The 15,756-nt window shown below is 45.5% G+C and carries 18 protein-coding genes; 3 read left to right on the forward strand and 15 right to left on the reverse strand.

Translation table 11 applies throughout. From position 1 onward, the window contains the following. Positions 1–160: 160 nt before the first annotated feature. The gene (locus tag ACOTZP_RS22460; protein ID WP_257440690.1) at positions 161–652 is read right to left on the reverse strand and encodes a hypothetical protein; all 492 of its coding nucleotides are present in this window, start codon (positions 650–652) and stop codon (positions 161–163) included. A 221-nt stretch (positions 653–873) separates the two neighbouring features. On the opposite strand from ACOTZP_RS22460, the gene ACOTZP_RS22465 reads away from it, so the two are divergent. After that, positions 874–1,182: a hypothetical protein gene (locus ACOTZP_RS22465; RefSeq protein ID WP_001542332.1), complete on the forward strand. Its 309-nt coding sequence runs from the start codon at positions 874–876 to the stop codon at positions 1,180–1,182. Here the strand turns inward: ACOTZP_RS22465 and ACOTZP_RS22470 are convergent. The 4 genes from ACOTZP_RS22470 to ACOTZP_RS22485 form a co-directional block, all read right to left on the reverse strand. Beyond that, complete coding sequence (locus tag ACOTZP_RS22470; RefSeq protein WP_102750008.1) at positions 1,163–1,348, reverse strand: hypothetical protein; 186 nt, start codon at positions 1,346–1,348, stop codon at positions 1,163–1,165. The genes ACOTZP_RS22465 and ACOTZP_RS22470 overlap by 20 nt on opposite strands. Next, complete coding sequence (locus ACOTZP_RS22475; protein WP_414658577.1) at positions 1,345–1,845, reverse strand: hypothetical protein; 501 nt, start codon at positions 1,843–1,845, stop codon at positions 1,345–1,347. The genes ACOTZP_RS22470 and ACOTZP_RS22475 overlap by 4 nt, the downstream gene beginning before the upstream one ends. Positions 1,846–2,659: 814 nt before the next feature. Next, complete coding sequence (locus ACOTZP_RS22480; RefSeq protein ID WP_104917935.1) at positions 2,660–3,313, reverse strand: DUF4145 domain-containing protein; 654 nt, start codon at positions 3,311–3,313, stop codon at positions 2,660–2,662. Beyond that, positions 3,306–4,937 carry a tyrosine-type recombinase/integrase gene (locus ACOTZP_RS22485; RefSeq protein ID WP_421633789.1) on the reverse strand — a complete coding sequence of 544 codons (1,632 nt, stop codon included), beginning with the start codon at positions 4,935–4,937 and terminating at the stop codon, positions 3,306–3,308. Before ACOTZP_RS22485 ends, ACOTZP_RS22480 begins: the two co-directional genes overlap by 8 nt. Before the next feature lie 251 nt (positions 4,938–5,188). On the opposite strand from ACOTZP_RS22485, the gene ACOTZP_RS22490 reads away from it, so the two are divergent. Continuing rightward, entirely contained in the window at positions 5,189–6,439 is a 1,251-nt protein-coding gene (locus ACOTZP_RS22490) for a tyrosine-type recombinase/integrase (RefSeq protein WP_003862885.1), read from the forward strand. 279 nt (positions 6,440–6,718) lie between these two features. Beyond that, complete coding sequence (locus tag ACOTZP_RS22495) at positions 6,719–7,390, forward strand: EAL domain-containing protein (RefSeq protein WP_044157545.1); 672 nt, start codon at positions 6,719–6,721, stop codon at positions 7,388–7,390. 33 nt (positions 7,391–7,423) lie between these two features. Here ACOTZP_RS22495 and ACOTZP_RS22500 read toward each other — a convergent pair whose 3' ends face one another. The 10 genes from ACOTZP_RS22500 to ACOTZP_RS22545 form a co-directional block, all read right to left on the reverse strand. Then, the gene (locus ACOTZP_RS22500) at positions 7,424–8,101 is read right to left on the reverse strand and encodes a phage baseplate protein (RefSeq protein ID WP_013098598.1); all 678 of its coding nucleotides are present in this window, start codon (positions 8,099–8,101) and stop codon (positions 7,424–7,426) included. Further along, on the reverse strand, positions 8,102–9,961 hold the full coding sequence (locus ACOTZP_RS22505; protein WP_048218512.1) for a hypothetical protein: 1,860 nt from the start codon (positions 9,959–9,961) through the stop codon (positions 8,102–8,104). Between the two features lie 2 nt (positions 9,962–9,963). Beyond that, positions 9,964–10,164, reverse strand: a complete 201-nt coding sequence (locus ACOTZP_RS22510; protein ID WP_223863116.1) for a hypothetical protein — start codon at positions 10,162–10,164, stop codon at positions 9,964–9,966. A gap of 122 nt (positions 10,165–10,286) precedes the next feature. Next, positions 10,287–11,324 carry a major capsid protein E gene (locus tag ACOTZP_RS22515; RefSeq protein ID WP_058660485.1) on the reverse strand — a complete coding sequence of 346 codons (1,038 nt, stop codon included), beginning with the start codon at positions 11,322–11,324 and terminating at the stop codon, positions 10,287–10,289. A gap of 23 nt (positions 11,325–11,347) precedes the next feature. Continuing rightward, positions 11,348–11,695: a hypothetical protein gene (locus tag ACOTZP_RS22520; protein WP_048218516.1), complete on the reverse strand. Its 348-nt coding sequence runs from the start codon at positions 11,693–11,695 to the stop codon at positions 11,348–11,350. Between the two features lie 7 nt (positions 11,696–11,702). Beyond that, on the reverse strand, positions 11,703–11,900 hold the full coding sequence (locus tag ACOTZP_RS22525; protein ID WP_032625265.1) for a hypothetical protein: 198 nt from the start codon (positions 11,898–11,900) through the stop codon (positions 11,703–11,705). Positions 11,901–12,528: 628 nt separating this feature from the next. Next, positions 12,529–12,885: a hypothetical protein gene (locus tag ACOTZP_RS22530; RefSeq protein WP_080781177.1), complete on the reverse strand. Its 357-nt coding sequence runs from the start codon at positions 12,883–12,885 to the stop codon at positions 12,529–12,531. Further along, the gene (locus ACOTZP_RS22535) at positions 12,875–13,270 is read right to left on the reverse strand and encodes a hypothetical protein (RefSeq protein ID WP_032623407.1); all 396 of its coding nucleotides are present in this window, start codon (positions 13,268–13,270) and stop codon (positions 12,875–12,877) included. The genes ACOTZP_RS22530 and ACOTZP_RS22535 overlap by 11 nt, the downstream gene beginning before the upstream one ends. A 408-nt stretch (positions 13,271–13,678) precedes the next feature. Continuing rightward, positions 13,679–15,127 (reverse strand): hypothetical protein, encoded by a 1,449-nt coding sequence (locus tag ACOTZP_RS22540; RefSeq protein WP_048218518.1) that lies wholly within the window; start codon positions 15,125–15,127, stop codon positions 13,679–13,681. Beyond that, positions 15,093–15,251, reverse strand: coding sequence for a hypothetical protein (locus ACOTZP_RS22545; protein ID WP_013098602.1), 159 nt, complete (start codon positions 15,249–15,251; stop codon positions 15,093–15,095). The genes ACOTZP_RS22540 and ACOTZP_RS22545 overlap by 35 nt, the downstream gene beginning before the upstream one ends. Between the last annotated feature and the right edge of the window lie 505 nt (positions 15,252–15,756).

Below are 15,756 nucleotides of genomic sequence, written 5' to 3' on the forward strand. Positions count from 1 at the left end.
GTTTAAACTCTGCGCTGAAATTTCTTTTTTTCATTGAGGCACCTGTAATGTTCTGAGATGAGCATATCACCTCTGTTCAGGTGGCCAAATTCAGTAAACCACTACAAAGTCCCTAACAGGAAGTCAGGGACGTGTGTGTTCTTAGATGAGGGTCGCTTGCTTACAAGCTGTCCATCCAGTTAGCGCCAGACTCAAGGTCAGCGACAATAGCGGCACGGGAGCGACCAGCGGAATGGGTAGAACTGCGGAGGTTCTCACCATAGGTCCGGCGTTCAGCTTTGACCTGTTCACGGCGCTGTAGCTCTTTCTGCCATCCGTCTTCGGTCATGAACATTTCGCGGGTACGGTCTTTCTGAGACGCCAGTTCTTTAGCGATACGCTCAGCCTCGACACGCTTATTCATCTGGCGGCGTTGGTAGGCGGTCATCAGGTCATTACTGAAGAAGTTGCCAATAGCTACACCAGCTTCAGCCAGAGCTTCCAGTAACTCCATTGCCTCGCGGCTGGTAGACGGCAGGCCGGACAGGTAGCCCGGAATGAGGGTCTTGATAGCGAGGGACAACGGATAGGACTGACCGTCCAGACTCACAGTATTCTCGTAAAGATTGATATCGGTGACTGACAGTTTCCAGTCTTGGTTATTGAATAACATAGTAAATACTCCTCTTGAGAGTTGAGACTATCGGTCGACCACAGGCGTGTTTAGTCCTGCGGCGTCTCCCCGCATCGGTCATCTCAAAAGGTTAAATAGGGTTAGGTTTGATCACTCTGAACGATCAATTGAAGACATTATGATTGAAACAAACGATCAATAGGGATATGGCTATTTGCTAAGCTACGCCCATCTTTCACCAAGACACTCAGGAATGATTTATGCCCAAATTAGCTATTAGCTTATTGCTTTACTTGGCCTGCTTTTATGCAGTTGGATACGGCGCTGGATATATAACAGGTGGGATAACTTGGCACACACTGTATATGCTTGAACGTATAATCACCGTAGCCCTACTTGCATTCATCCCAGTGTTTATCTTTGCGGTTTTAATAAAGGCATCCAAAGAACAGAGAATAATAAAATCACTTTCTGTCGCAGCAATTAATATCATCCCTTCGGCTATCGCATTACTTGTGGGATTTACTGACGCAGTGACCAGAGGATTCCTTACTTATTTCCTCGGTTAATTTCCATATCACGGATAACCAATCTTTCTATTAGCTCATTACGAGAATAAAACGGTCGGTTATCCGTGGCGTCTTTATCCAAACCAAGCATCGACAAAAGTAGTGAAGTACGGAGACCACGGTAACGTAGGGTCAAACGTCCCTCGGGAGTACGCGGGTCAATCATACGCTAGCTCCTTTACGTCCCAGACGCTTTAAAGCTACGCTACGGGTTTCATTTTCTGTCTCACCGGACGTATATTCCAGACGGTTACGCATACGCTCAGAGAACGATAATGACGCCTCAAGTGCTGCTTGTGTATCTCCTGCTTGCACGGCCCTAGTCATAGCGCCGATAGTCTGAACGGCCTCCTCTAGCAGCGTGAGGACTTCTACACCTAACTGAAGATCGTAGCTCATCGCCAGAGCGCCAGCAGTCTTGTAGTCGAGCATGTAGGTTTTGACGGTCTGGGCTACATTCTTATGGTTGCCGCCCATTACGGTTAAGTGGGTTTCCATTTTGGAAAGCCGCTCTTTGTCAAAATTAGCTTCCAGCTTACGGACCACATGGGCTTTCTGTTTACCCAATCCCTTAGCCAATTCTCCAAGCTCGATTAATCCACCGCCTGTAGTCATTGCACGAGTAAGGTAAGCGGCTTGCATGGTCGTTAATTTGATAGACATAATAAAGGTTGCTCCTTTAGTTAAGCACTCTCGTCCCCTGCGGGTATCCACACCAATTCAGCGCAACCAAGTGGAGCCGCCGAAAGTGCTTACGAAAGCGAATTGGATTGATTGGTCGGGGATGACCATTAAATAGAAGTGAACGGATAGCAGCATATTTCCGCATGACTTGATGCATCAAGACTAGAGGCAGAAATAAGTATTTGCTCGGTGTCATTCCTATAGTGATATTTTAGTCAAACAGTAATGAACTTCGGAGAACTTGACGCGAAAGTGTTCAGGACTTCCAATGAGACCCGAAGCATGGAGACCACATCATAGCGACCATAGTTTTTACTTCGGATTGGCAGGACTGGAGGCTGGACTTAAAGTTCTTATTGGAATTGTGATAAACACAATCCATAACAAGACAAACTCATGGTCTCCTCCAGCCTGCTGGTCATCTCAAAGCTCCAACCTCAGACACCACCACTGGTCTAACCTCTTTGAGTTTCCGCCTGTCCACAAATGGATGGCAGACCTCAGTAATGGTGTCTTGGTTCTTCAGCTATCCGCGCAGCGATTATCACAGAGCCAACTTAAAGTCGGATGTGGTCTTCTGCTCCCCGCCTGTCAAAAGGGAAGATAACCTACGTTAAAGATAATGGTCTCAGGCCAAGGTGATTTTAACACTAGGCGTCTGCGGATGGTTTCCAATCGGTCCGCTACCGGAAGCCTGAGACTTAATGAATGTGTGGGTCGGTGACTGCTGGTAAGTCTGGTGACTTAGGGTCTCTCCCCTATAGTGATAGTTTAATCCCCTTCCCCGTCAGCCCTACTCGTTAGCGGCCTGTTGCTGTTCCCTCGCCTTCTTATCCTGATTCTCAATACCTTGGCGCGGGCCTTCAGGCATGCTTAGGAACATATCTTCAAGCTCTTTCGGTCTCGTAATTTGGTCATCAACAATAATGTTCAGTAACTTAAAGAGACCATGAGCTAACTTCGGGTCATCATCAAGGTTAATCTCTCCAGGATGGACTGCCTGATTACCGACGATTCGGCAAATGTCTGCGGCCTGCTGGATACGAACAGGGAGTCCTTTCTTAACGAGAGACCGAATGTCAGTGTTAATGTTTTCACCCGGTTCCTTGAGATGGACCATTAGTTTCTGAAGACACAAGCGTAGAAGCGCAGCAGCGCCTTTAGGGGATAGATTAACGATGCTTCTGGCTTCCATATAGTCGGCCTTACAGTCGTCTGGCATGTCCGGGTTAGGCATCTCAATATTTGCTGACGCTGGTATAATCATAGTTTCGTCATACCAATAGGCCTTCTCACTGCATCGTTCACATTTAGAAAAGGCGAAAGGTGTCTCATACATCACGCTAGAGCCATATTTTAAGCGGACCCAACGCTGTTGAGAATACGCGCCACAATTCGGGCAGTTAAAAGCAGTACCACCATACACTGCCGGATAATAATCAGCCATTTACTTCAGTCTCCTTATAAACACCAGCCATCACATTAACCAGTCTATCTACCTCGACCTCTTTCGCATACCTGTCATAGGTAATCGACCCTGAGCTATGACCCATAATCGCCTGAGCATACGCTAACTCGACCCCATGTTGTTTTAACTGGGTCGCAACTGTATGTCTAAACGAGTGAAACGCTAAGCCGCTACGGTCAGCGAGGACTTTCGGTAGCAACGTTCGGTTAAACCATTTGCTCACCTGCTCACCGTAGCCGTTCTTCATTAGCTTGAGGCCATCGAATACCATAGCATTATCACCCACAGTCTTTCTGCGGTCTTCCACAAGTGACATAAAGTCAGCCAATACAAAACCATAAGCGCCATCAACCAGCGGGACACAGCGGTCACTATGGGCGTTCTTGATGCTCTTACCCGGCAGGCTGCTATCGTCTTCGTTGATATGGATATACACGGTCCCGGCCTCAGTGACCCTGACGTCTTTGACCTGTAGCTGAGCCACCTCGTTAAGTCTCGCACCTGTAATCGCAGCCAGAGCGGTGACGTAATAATGGTATGGCTTACCTGAGGTCTTCTGCGAGTACGCTTTAGCGGCTACCAGTAGTTGCCCTACCTGCTCAGGACTGAACGCATCACGAGCGTCGGACGCTTTACGCTGCGCGACTTTCAGCTCAAGACCTTCTGTCAGGTTCTTAGCTATCAGGTCGTTGCGTGCCGCCCACTTAAAGACAGCAGCCATCTTGATAAGATATTTATTGTTGATGGTTACTACATCCAGACAGTCAGTCTTAGACTCTCGGTTCAGCAGGTCAGACAGCGGCATATCCTTAAAGCGTTGCTTGCGGTTCTTCGGTATCTGCTGGAGGACTTCACGGACCCTGAGCATATCTGAACGGGTCGCCTTGCCGACATCCTGAATATTCAGATGGTCGAATATCTCAATTAGCGTGGAGTGTGACGCTCGGTTCTCGCTTAGGGTCGCTGGCTTCCAGTTCTGGGCGTTCTCCTGCTCGTACTGCTCAATGAGAGACGCGAGGGTCAGAGCTTTAGTTACTCGTTCCAGAGTCACGAGAGGCTCAGGGACTTCAGGCTCCGATGATACAGATAGGGAGACGGACGGTCTTAGACTACTAGTCTCAGGCTCAAGGTAAGACAACAGGCCAGAGCTATCACCCTTGAGTCTATCCTGACAGGCCTTAAGCACACCGATAACGTCATTGATATAGCGATGCTGGTCTACAGTCAGACGCTCAGTCGCTACAGCTTCCCGAAGGTTGGACTTAATGTCATCGTACTGGTCAACGTAAAGCTGGTAGGACTCAGGGTCGTTCAGGTCATCACGGCTGACACTAAGTTCCCACTCAACAATGGTCTTCAGGTGCTCCCGTAGTTCCTCATAGGACGCGCTAGGGTTGTCTGCGTGTATTGCCTTCAGTGCTGACTTGATGTGCCGAGAGTGAGCCATAGCGGTGCGTCTGTCCTTAGTCCGTAGTGATACTGACGCTAGTTTATAACGGTTGTGAGAAGGAAGCGAAGCGGTCAGGCGACCCGTGGTCTTCATCCTAAGACGGATGTAAAAGACACCGTTACGCTGATAAAGGTAGGTTCTTGAATTGAGCATGTACTGAGACCTTAGGTCTGCTCACTACTTCAACAAAGTTAGTCACAGTGTTGGTTACAGTGAGTAAAACTATTGGAAGGCTTTAAGCCGTATCCCTTAGGATTCAGTAAGTTAGTAGACTTTAAGAATGGTCATGGAGCGGGCGAAGGGAATCGAAACTCTGTTTCATAATTTCCGCAACGCGACGATCATCGAATCAACATAGTAACTATTATTGATACTTGATTGCGAGATTTTAGAGGATCAGTCTCATGACAATCAAGGGCCAGGAGTATCTTTATCTTTCACCGGACGGTGTATGGCAGTTTCAAATCTACATCCCGTCTTATATGCGTCACATGTTCGGCGGGAAGCGCCTGTATCGGAAAAGTACAGGGACAAGAGATATCTACAAGGCGCGTCACTTCCGTAACCACATGCTGGTAGAGTGGAACAACCTTAAAGAACAGTTCAAGCCTGATACTGAGGATAAGCGTATTCAGCTTGCGATCACTTCCCTGCACTCTCAAATCAGGAAGAACAAGAATAAACCATTGATTGAAGAGCGAGCCAGTTCGATTCCTCACCTGTGCTTCTTACGAGATGAATACGCTACTGCCTACCAGGATCGGAGATCATTCTCCACACTGAGCAAATCGGCGCGAGCCGTTGAGGTGTTTCTCCAGAGTATTGGGAAAGTTGATATCAGCCTGGATCAGATTGGACGCCGATTAGTTACAGACTTCATAGAAGAGCAGCAGAAACGCGATGTAGCGCCCCAGACCGTGCAAAACTGGCTTACATCGTTAGGTAGCCTCTACGAGTTCGCCAAACGCCGCTATGACGCTATAGCCCCCCTAAATCCGTTTCATGGTCACAACCTTGAAGCGCGGCGCACAATTGAAAGCTATCAGCCGTTTGAATGGCATCAGCTATCTACACTACTCAACGAAGCAGACGAAGAGCTACGAGCAGTTATTCTGATCGGTTTGTTCTCTGGTGCAAGGCTGGACGAAATAGCCAGCTTGAAGAAAGAAGAGATCGTTATGGTGGAAGGGATACGGACATTCTACATTAGCAAATCCAAGACGAAGGCAGGGATTAGACACATTCCTATCCATGCTTTTCTGATCGGCATGGTGGATTATTATCTGAGTTTGAACACTGGAGATTACCTGTTACCACAGGCTAACAAGATTGAACGCAAAGACGGTAAGAAAGGACCATTCTATTCCCAAGCATTCACCCGCTTACGGCGTCGCGTAGTGCCTATGGCTACAGACCGTCAATGCTTTCACAGTTTGAGGGGGCATTTTATCACGTGTCTCGACCGTGCCGGAGTACCCGAACAACGGATCGGCTACATCACGGGACACTCTTCCCAAGCCGCTGCCACAGAAGCATTCAAAACCTACAGCGCGGGGTGTTCCATGAAAGAGCTATCCGACTATGTGGAAATGGTGGCCTATCCAGAGATCACTTTCCCAGAATTAAACAAAGAGGAGCAAGCTCCCCACGCATAAATTTATAACTAATGTCAAATTATTTTTTTGATGCGCTGCTATTCACCTTGCTCATACCTGCGAGCTTAGCTCTCACAAAAAAAACAACCAACCAATTGATAAATAATAAATAAAAGATAAAAAAGGATGACAGAATTTATTTACTCAAACAACTTTTAAAAAAATCAACCACCAAAAATTAATAGATTACAACGATCAAAAACAAATTATTGATCGCTTTTATTGATAAATGGTATTTTTTAGATGATAATCAGTACATAACTAAAATGAGCAATTAGTATGGAACACATTTATATTGCAGACCCAATAATGAATGTTGACGAGAGATTAATGGGCGTTGAACTTTTAACTCGTTTCATTTCCAATGATGGCCGTCCTTGTCATCCTGACTTTGTTATTTCATCTTGGGATTTAGATAGGAAGCGGCTCTTTCTATACGAACAATGCGGTATCATTTCCAGCAAACAAAAGTGGTTCGAACGAAATAAACTTTTTTGCACACTAAACATTGATCAACAAATGGCTTTTCTCGTTCGGCACGATCAAACATTGATAAAAGCATTTGAATCTATGCCATTCGTCAAACTTGAACTTTCTGAGCATTTCCCTGGTTTGGATAAGGGATTGAAAAGTCCCTTATTAAAATCGCTGAGCCAGGGTGTAAATGGGCTATGGCTCGATGACCTTGGCGCAGGAAACGCGAATGTAGTTAGTTTGATCGAAGGATACTTTGAGGTTGTAAAGATAGATCGCTGCTTCTTTAATGAACAGGTGCAGAAACCAACCTTCAACCTGTTGATTGCATCAATCAAAAAACACTGCGACAAAATTATTATTGAAGGGATTGAGAATAGAGATCATATGGGGTTACTGCGTGAGGTGGGAATTTGGGGATTACAGGGCTATCTTTTTAAATCTGTCCCTTTTAAAAATGTGGATTCATTGCTTTAGTGTTGAAACCATCAAAAAAGGGGCATAAGCCCCTCATTTTTTAAACTCCGTCGTAACAGTGTCAGATTCAGTTTTCTTAGGTGCATTGTTCACCACCTTCTGTTTCACCGTACCGCCTACAGATTTATTTCCCTGCGTTTTAGTTGCAATCACATTAACTGTAGCTTTACTGACAAGCCTGATCTGTTCAAATTCAAGATCGAATTGCATCGCGTATTCAGATTTATAATCGTAGGAAATACCGGAGAGAATAACATTATCGTACACTTTGTGCTCTGTCACTAATGTGATGGGCTGGCGACTTTCAAACATCTTATCGAGGTATTCGATAGCTTGACTGATACGAGTGCCATTCACACCAGCGCTGTATAACAAATCCTTTTCCAGCCTCACCGGAGTTTCGGAAATAATCCCCGATAGCTTGAATGTATTATTCTTAATCTGAACGTGATCGCTCACCTCTGCCCCGCTCTCAACGGGATAGCTGGTAATATCAGCCTGTCTGCGTATTCCCGTATCCGTCACGGCATCAAACACTATCGCCTGATAGTTCTGAATATAGCTATCTGAGGACGAATTATATACAGATGCAAGGATGGTGAATCCGTTTTCACCTTTGGTGCGGGTAGCACTGCTGTTATTACTGTTCTGAGTTGAATTGATACGGGAGGCATCGCTGCCCCCGATAGTTAAACTACCTGGTGTTGCCATTTAGCCCCCCGTCCCTTGTCCAGATGAAACAGCCAGCACCATACGCTGATTGTTATCATTGATACGCTGATCAACGGTAGCATTAAGCATGTTTCCGAATGTCGGATCAGGAGAAATAGTTAGATGGATAAGCCCTTCCGGTAGCTGATTCTGCAATACTACAGGCTGCATGATCGGCGCACTGGCTGGCTTAGCGGGCGCTGCTGCACTCTGTTTCAACATCGAAACAGGAGAGTAATCTCCGTTGGTGCTCTGCACGTAGCTGCTCACGTCCTTAGCGTCGCTTGTCCCGTTCCACCATTCGCGCACTGTGTCGAATACATTATGCTCATGACCATCCGCTTTCGGCTGGCTGGCTCCATAGGCGTTAGCCACTGGATTACTTCCAGCCTGTACAGGTGCTGACGTAGTGCCGTAATGCTGGCTAACAGCTTCTTTAGAGGTGTTATCCCCATTGAGTAGGTTGAGCTTACCTGTGATCCAGTTGGTTAGCTTCATCAGACCATCCACCACATCGCCCGCAGCCCGTCCGACACCCTGAAAGAAGGGTAACGCCTCCTGCATAGCGTCCTTAAACTCTCGCATGGTTTCAGGGTCAATCTCTGACATAAACCCTTCGAAGAATGCCAGCTTCTGGCTATCGGAGAGAATGCTAAGCTCCTGATTAAACTTACGGTAGGCCACAAGCTGATCCTGCTGTGCTTCATCCAGCCACTGCCCGTTACGCTTGAGCACGTCCACCTGATAAGTAAGAGCCTTCCCGCCATTCATAAAGGCTTTGGCGTAAAGTCCGAGATCGTCCCCGAGGTCTTCAAGATTGTGCAAAATTTCTTGTTCGCTCAATCCTTTAGATTGCATTGTGTTGGTATATGAAGAGACAAAACCAAACGGATTTTTAGCCCATTCTTTAAGCTGTTCAGGCGTGTACCCCATATTCAAAGCGGTGTTAATACCTGTTGGTGCTCCTGTCCATTCACCTTGTTTATTACGTTTCGCATTCAACGCACCATCTGCGAGCTTTTCAGAAACATCTTTTGCTACATCGAGGTTTTTTCTGGCTCCCTGGGTTCCCATCCCGCTATCGATACCATTAGCCTGTGCAAATTGGCCTAACGATTGTAAAAAGTTATAATCTACACCGCCCAATCTGGCACGTTGCACAATTTCGCTACGCTCTTCCTGTGCTGTAACAGCCTCTTTCCCCCATGAATAAGCACCGTAAGCCGCCGCACCAATACCAGCGCCAGCAAGCGCACCAGTGCCTAAGCCCATCAGAGAGCCAGAGATAGCCCCTGTAGCCTTACCACCGCCACCAAGAGCGTTAGCCCCTCCCGCTTTCGCCGCAGCCCTACGCTCAGCGTTAATGCGTCTGTAGCTCTGCTGGAGTCGTTTGATCTCGCTGTTTTGGCGTTGTAATGAGATAGTACCTGCTGCATAAGCCTTAGTGATCCTGCTGGCCTGTAATGCCGCCTGGGTTAATTCGACGTTGGTAAGGTGTTGCATACTTCTAAAGCTGCTGGCAGTGTCCAATAGCTTCAATTCAGCCCGTTCACGGCGCTGTGCGTTTCTTGCGGCCTCTTTCGCTGCCTGAGCCTCTACACGGGCTTGCGCCTTAGCTGCCCTTGCCTTTTCTCGTTCATCGCTATTACGAGGCTTTGACGCTTTCTTATTCAGCTTGTCTAATTCTCTTTCAGCAGATTTAAGCCCTTGGCTGAATTTTTTCATATTCAACGTGGGATCTTTAATGCCTTTAGCTTTCTTCTGAATTTGATCGAAAGCGTCCATAGCTTCTTTCATTGAATTACGATCAACACTAAATTTCACCGTGTTCTTGATAGAACTTGTGTGGATTTCAAGCATGATTATTCACCGCCTTTCTTTTCGTTCACAAGATAATTAAGCGCATCTGATACACTCATTCCTTTGAAAATGAGTTGTCTTAAATTTGAATAGCTCACATCAAGTGCTCTCGATACGGCTGCTAAATTCAGTAGTTGCTCGGCATTCGTATCATTAAGTTGTAAATGCAAGCCTCGACTCTTTAGGATAAGTTCCAATTTCATCTTTCCTCTTATTCTGGAAATAAAAAAGGGCGGGAACACTGGGGAGATGTTCCCAACGTTCACACGCCCTATTCAAATAGTTCTTCTTTATTTCAGACGGTTAGAACTACCGTCTACGCTCGTTAAGCGCTCAAGCTACCGAATACAATCGACTGTGCCACCACTTGTGGGATGAACGGCAGGAATGAAGACTCGGAACAGATAGAAGGGAAACCAAATTGCTGATCAACCACAACGTATTGATGAACCAGATCAGCACCCTTGCCCTGTGTAGCGTGGCGAGTACCCACACCGCTATGCAGAGTGAAAGCATTGTTATCAAGCAGTGGGATCGCTACGAAACCATCAGCGCCAATGCGGGAGGCAATGGAAGGGATTCCGGTAACATCGATCACGGTAACGCCGTTTAACTGCCAGGACTCAAGCCCAGGGTTATCGGTCTGCACTTTGGTAAAGAAGTTATCAGGATTGTTAACGCTCAGGGTGTAGGTCATAAACTGCGAAATGCTTGAATGGTAACGGAGGGCGCTTGCGGCCTTTCCTGCTGCCAGAATCACCATACCACGGCGTTGTTTTGCCAGCCCTTCACCCAGAGTTACCGACTGAATACGGTTAATCTGCGTTAGCTGTTCAAAGATATTCGCTGTGTCGCTTGCATCAAGCGTGAACTGCGTTTTAGCACCACCTGCAAGGAAATCTAAGTTTCCCTGATCGGTGTAGTCGCTGTCCTGTTTCAGCTCCAACAGGGCTTCACAAAGTGCAAGCTCGATACTGTTTTGAATCTGACTGTATTGGGCGGCAGAGAAATCAGCCAGTGCCAGCGTAATCTGATCGCCTACATCTGGAATTTGACGGCTGCGGTACTGTTCCAGATCACGCGAGGTTACGGAGTTTAAAGAGTTCACGTAGCGAAGACCATAAAGCTGAGTGCTGAACTCTGGACGGCGTGCCGTACCCCAGGCGCTTTGTGCGTAGGCTGGCTGTTCCGGTGCAGTCAGATTATCAGAGATAATGCTGGTATCAATTGCAATGCGGTTTAGCTGGTGATGTTCAATCTTAAATAGATTTAAATTCGAGATGACATTATTGGGGGCAACGCTGATCTCGAAGGGAGAGGCGAAATCATACATTTTCCCAGAAAATAGATCGGTGTAAGACATTATGTTGTTATTCCTTATTATTCTTATGTGGTACGCAGTGCAACAGTGCCATAATCGGCAAAGACATAGCCTTTAGCTAAAAGGGTCGCCACGACAGAAGCGTGATCGAGAGATGTTTCCAGAGCTTCCGCATTCAGAACCACCATTACCGGATTGGCAACAATCAGATATTTATCCCCTGCTTTCGCTGGTTCTACGAGTACATACGCAATTGAGCCAGTGCTTGCGGCTGATTCGCCGTCTTCGTCCACCACAGCCCCGACAGGGAGATCGGTAGAGATACCAGCATCCAGTTTGATTAAAGAATCCTGCAAAATACCATCTGCTACGTAGCAAACCACTGATGCTCGGATTAGGTCGTTAAATGACATTGTGTTATCAGTCCTTATTCTTTGCCGCTAATGCTGATAACTTGTCTTTCAATCCGTAGGATGTATCTTTATTAGCTGCTTTGGTTTTAAATAAACGTTCAGTTTCTTTGATTAGCTCTTCTTTAGAAATGTTAAGTAGCTTAGAAACTGCCGTAATAGTTTCATCAGAGAGTGTCAAACTCTCACCTTTATTCATCAGAAACATTGTCGTTTCCTCGTATTTATAACGTTTTTGTTACTGTGGGTAAAAAGAAAGCGGCAATAAAGCCGCTTCTTTGGGATAGCTGGAAATCTTATAAACCAGCCTGGGGATCATTCCGTGTCGTTGCAAAACACGCTTAGGATGAATGTTCGCCTATTGGAATTTCTTATCACTACCAAGCCTTTCGACTTAATAATTAATAAGGAGACAATACAACTCGACTAAAGAAAAAATGTTCCAGTGTCTGAATTCTCTGTATTGTCTGACAACTGCGCATTATAAAGACGTATAACGATTTCAGTTGTAAAGAGCGGGATTGCTCTTCTATAAAATCACTCGTTGTGAATTACTACCCTTAGAAGGTGTTCTCCACCGGATATCCCCTATTCATTGAGAAGAGGCAATAAATAAGGCAGTGGAGATCCCTTGTTAGAAACAAACGAAACGTAGCAATAAAGGACACAACCAAAAATCAAGAAGGAATGATTTTAGAGAAGAGGGCTACCCTACAAGGGAGGAGTAGCCATCTATGGGAGAAGTGATTCGAATACTATCCCTACTTCTTATTCTATAACATTTCTGTTAATTTGTCAATACCAAAATCGACATTTTATTCACTTTCTTTGCATTTTTATTCAAATTCACTTACTGCGTATTTCTCGGCAATGGCTCCTGCCAGTTCCGCAAGTTCGGCGGTGATGTATTGCAGGGAGCAAGCAAGCTCTTCAAGGTCATTCGCAATGCGCCACGCCTGATCCACGGTGACGGTATCCCCGTTCATCTGCACCAGGTGCTCTACAGCAGCGCTCCAGTGTTCAAGGGCGGTGATTGCCTGCTCGGTGTATTGCAGCGCTTCCAGGAGCGCGGAGGGCGTTCTCTCACGCCACGCCTTATTAACAAGCCGCAGGGCTGGTAGATGCCAGATATCGTGGAAAGAGTTAATAAGGGTGTTCACGATGTTCACGGTGTCCATAGTGTTAAGAGTCATAATGTTCCTTGGTATCAAATAGGGTGTCAAAGTCGCGGGTTAAATTGTTAAGGTGATTAACCGAAAGCCAGCCGCAATAATGTTCGTATGAGGAGAAATTAAGAATTTGCCATTTGTGAAGATTTGAAGAATCCACATTAAAGATTTTCATCTTCCTGGGTTTCCAGAATGCACCAGGGCAGCTATTGAGAATATCCTGTAATGCGCCCATCTCGTCAGGAGACATTGCAGGGCTATTCTCTTCAATTATTGTAGTTTGCCATTCACCAGGAACAGAATTGTATTCCTTCGAAAGGCGAGATAGATTTTGAAAATCAGATGTTCGTAATAATGATTGTGCGTTTCGTTCAAATTTTGTAACTACGTTACGTTTTCTTTTTCCCATTCATTCCTCGTAGAGGGAAACTTCCGTGTTTTCTCGTTAATGTCCATACTGCGTAAAATGCAAATAACCAATACATAGCGATGATCATAAAAGTTTCCCTATTGTGAGTTTTAGAAATTAGAGTAGATAAATTCTACATTGTCTCGTTCGATGTGTTTCAGCGTGAATGATAAATAGCTACTTTCATCATCTATCTCAATCACACCAATGTTGCGCAGCGCACGAAGCCAGAACCTGATCCCGTGATCACTTACACCGGATTTATCAGATAGCTCTCCGTAAGAAATGCGAGTCCTACGTCCTTTCCAGAACCAAACCAAGGCATGGTAAACGCCCTTCCCGCTATCGTTGATCTGTATCTGGTTTGTGTTGTTCAGTTTTATGTATTGTATCAATTAGTCCTCCTGATTAGTTCCAGTGGCGTTGTATTGTGGCGATCCCTTTCTTCATTAGTTCAGCCGTTTGTCTTTGGGTCAATCCTTTGGATTTGTGTTCCTGTACTTCTTTACGGGTGTTGTTACCTTTAACTTTCTTTCTCACTTTCCCAAATTTCAGACATTCAATCTTTGCTCCAGGGAAATAATGCTCTTTGATGTATTCAGCAGTTGCCAGATCAGGTACTACGAACACCAGAGGGTGATCAGTGTCAGCATTACGGATAGATGTACGACTAATAAACTGGTAGCACCGTTCATAATTCATCGCGGAGCGTTGCTTATGTTCAAATTCTTCAACATTCCAGCCGTTAAGCTCCGCATACTGCCGCCATTTACCTTGGAAATCTTTATCAAGATTACTGCAACCAAGAAACGCTGCATTGTGTATGTGCTGGTAATGGTTCAGGCCATAGGAAGCCATTGAAACACGGATACCACGGGAAGCATCGGTAAGAATTTCATCCCCTATCGTAGTAAACTGACACAGGGATTTATCTCTGTTGGTAGCGAAGATAAATTCACCAGGCACGCGCTGGATGATTTCCTGGAGATGTTCGTGAAACACTTCCTGTAATGCTGACAAGGTGCATCTGTTTTCACATACGGCGACCAGGGAGATCGGTACACGCTTATGTTTACGTCTTTCAAGTGGCGGCTGTAAATCTTCACCAGCTTCCTCAACTTCGTATTTCGTCAGATGTTCAGCAGCCCAGACAAACAAACTTCGAGAAGAGCCAGCACCTAAGAGTGTAAGTTGTTCAGCCCATTCTACAGATCTGATAATTGGTGAAGCAGTGAAGGCAAACAGGTGTTTATTCTCTTCGTAGAGAAGTCCAGCACCCTGCATAATCGCCCAGAGCAGGCGCTTTAACTCAGCACCATTCGCCTCTGTTTCGTGCCAATAGTCGTAGAAATCTTCACGCTTATCCTCACTCAGGAATAACAATCCGTCCCGCTCTTCCAGCCAATCCAGGAATGGGAAATTTTGTTCCGTCCGTTTGGTATGCTGCACTTTGATGTAAGCGCCAAACATTGCATCAGGGATTTCATCAACAAAGATACTGAAATTACGGAGAAGGTTTTGAAGTTCCGTTTCAAGCGCTGCACGATAGCAGTAATGAATGAAACATTGATGTGTACAGATAATAACCGAATGCTGGAAATCGTATTCCAAGGTGGAAATTAGGTGTCTTACCGCTTCTGTTTCGGTGTCCACATGGAAACTCTTCACCCGTCTGTCTTTTAGTTCTTCCCTCACCTGTCCACATAATTCATGTGTTGGCATCACGAGAAGATAACGAGGGGGAATTGCTTCGGAGTTTGTTAATAAACTTGATTTGATGTAGTGCTGTAACGTGGTGGATTTTCCAGATCCGCAAATTGCATCAACGAATTTTACTACTTTTCTTCTTTGGTTCATTGGTTTCCTCTTTGTTAAGGACTGTTGTTATTAATTCGCTCACCAGTGCGGCGGCGGCTTTATTTTCACGATTAGCCCGATTGATCAGAGCCTCGTAAGTTTCAGGGGTGAAGTTAATCTTCATTCTTTGGAATCCTTCTTAAATTCATCAAAACGGGATAATGCTTCTTTAAACATCTGTTCACGTTCGAAATACTTTCGTTTTCTGGCTACGTACATAGATGCGTAGATTAAATCTCTTGTGGCTTTACCACTCACCAGTTCATAAAACACCTGGTCACTACTGAAATACTTCAATAACTACCTCCTTCGGATTTTGGATGCAAAAAGCCCCAGGCAGTTACCCCGCCCAGGGCTGAAAAGTTCAGAAGGTTTTCTCCCATTCATACTTACCATAATACACTATTTTAATAGCGTTTGTCAACCCCTGCCACAAAATAAATTTGTCGTCAACAATTTTTTCATAATAGGATAAGACGGCTTCTCAAGGAAGGGTATCATTTCCGGCTCTTCATGCAAGTGAGCCGATCTTGTAGCTACGCTACATTGCACAATTAACCTGTTAACACATCATTTTAATGATAAGCCCTTTTACATAATTTTGATGTGTTGAGATCGTAGGCTCACAA

It is taken from the genome of Enterobacter cloacae complex sp. SYL001, assembly GCF_049237025.1.
GTDB lineage: Bacteria > Pseudomonadota > Gammaproteobacteria > Enterobacterales > Enterobacteriaceae > Enterobacter > Enterobacter intestinihominis.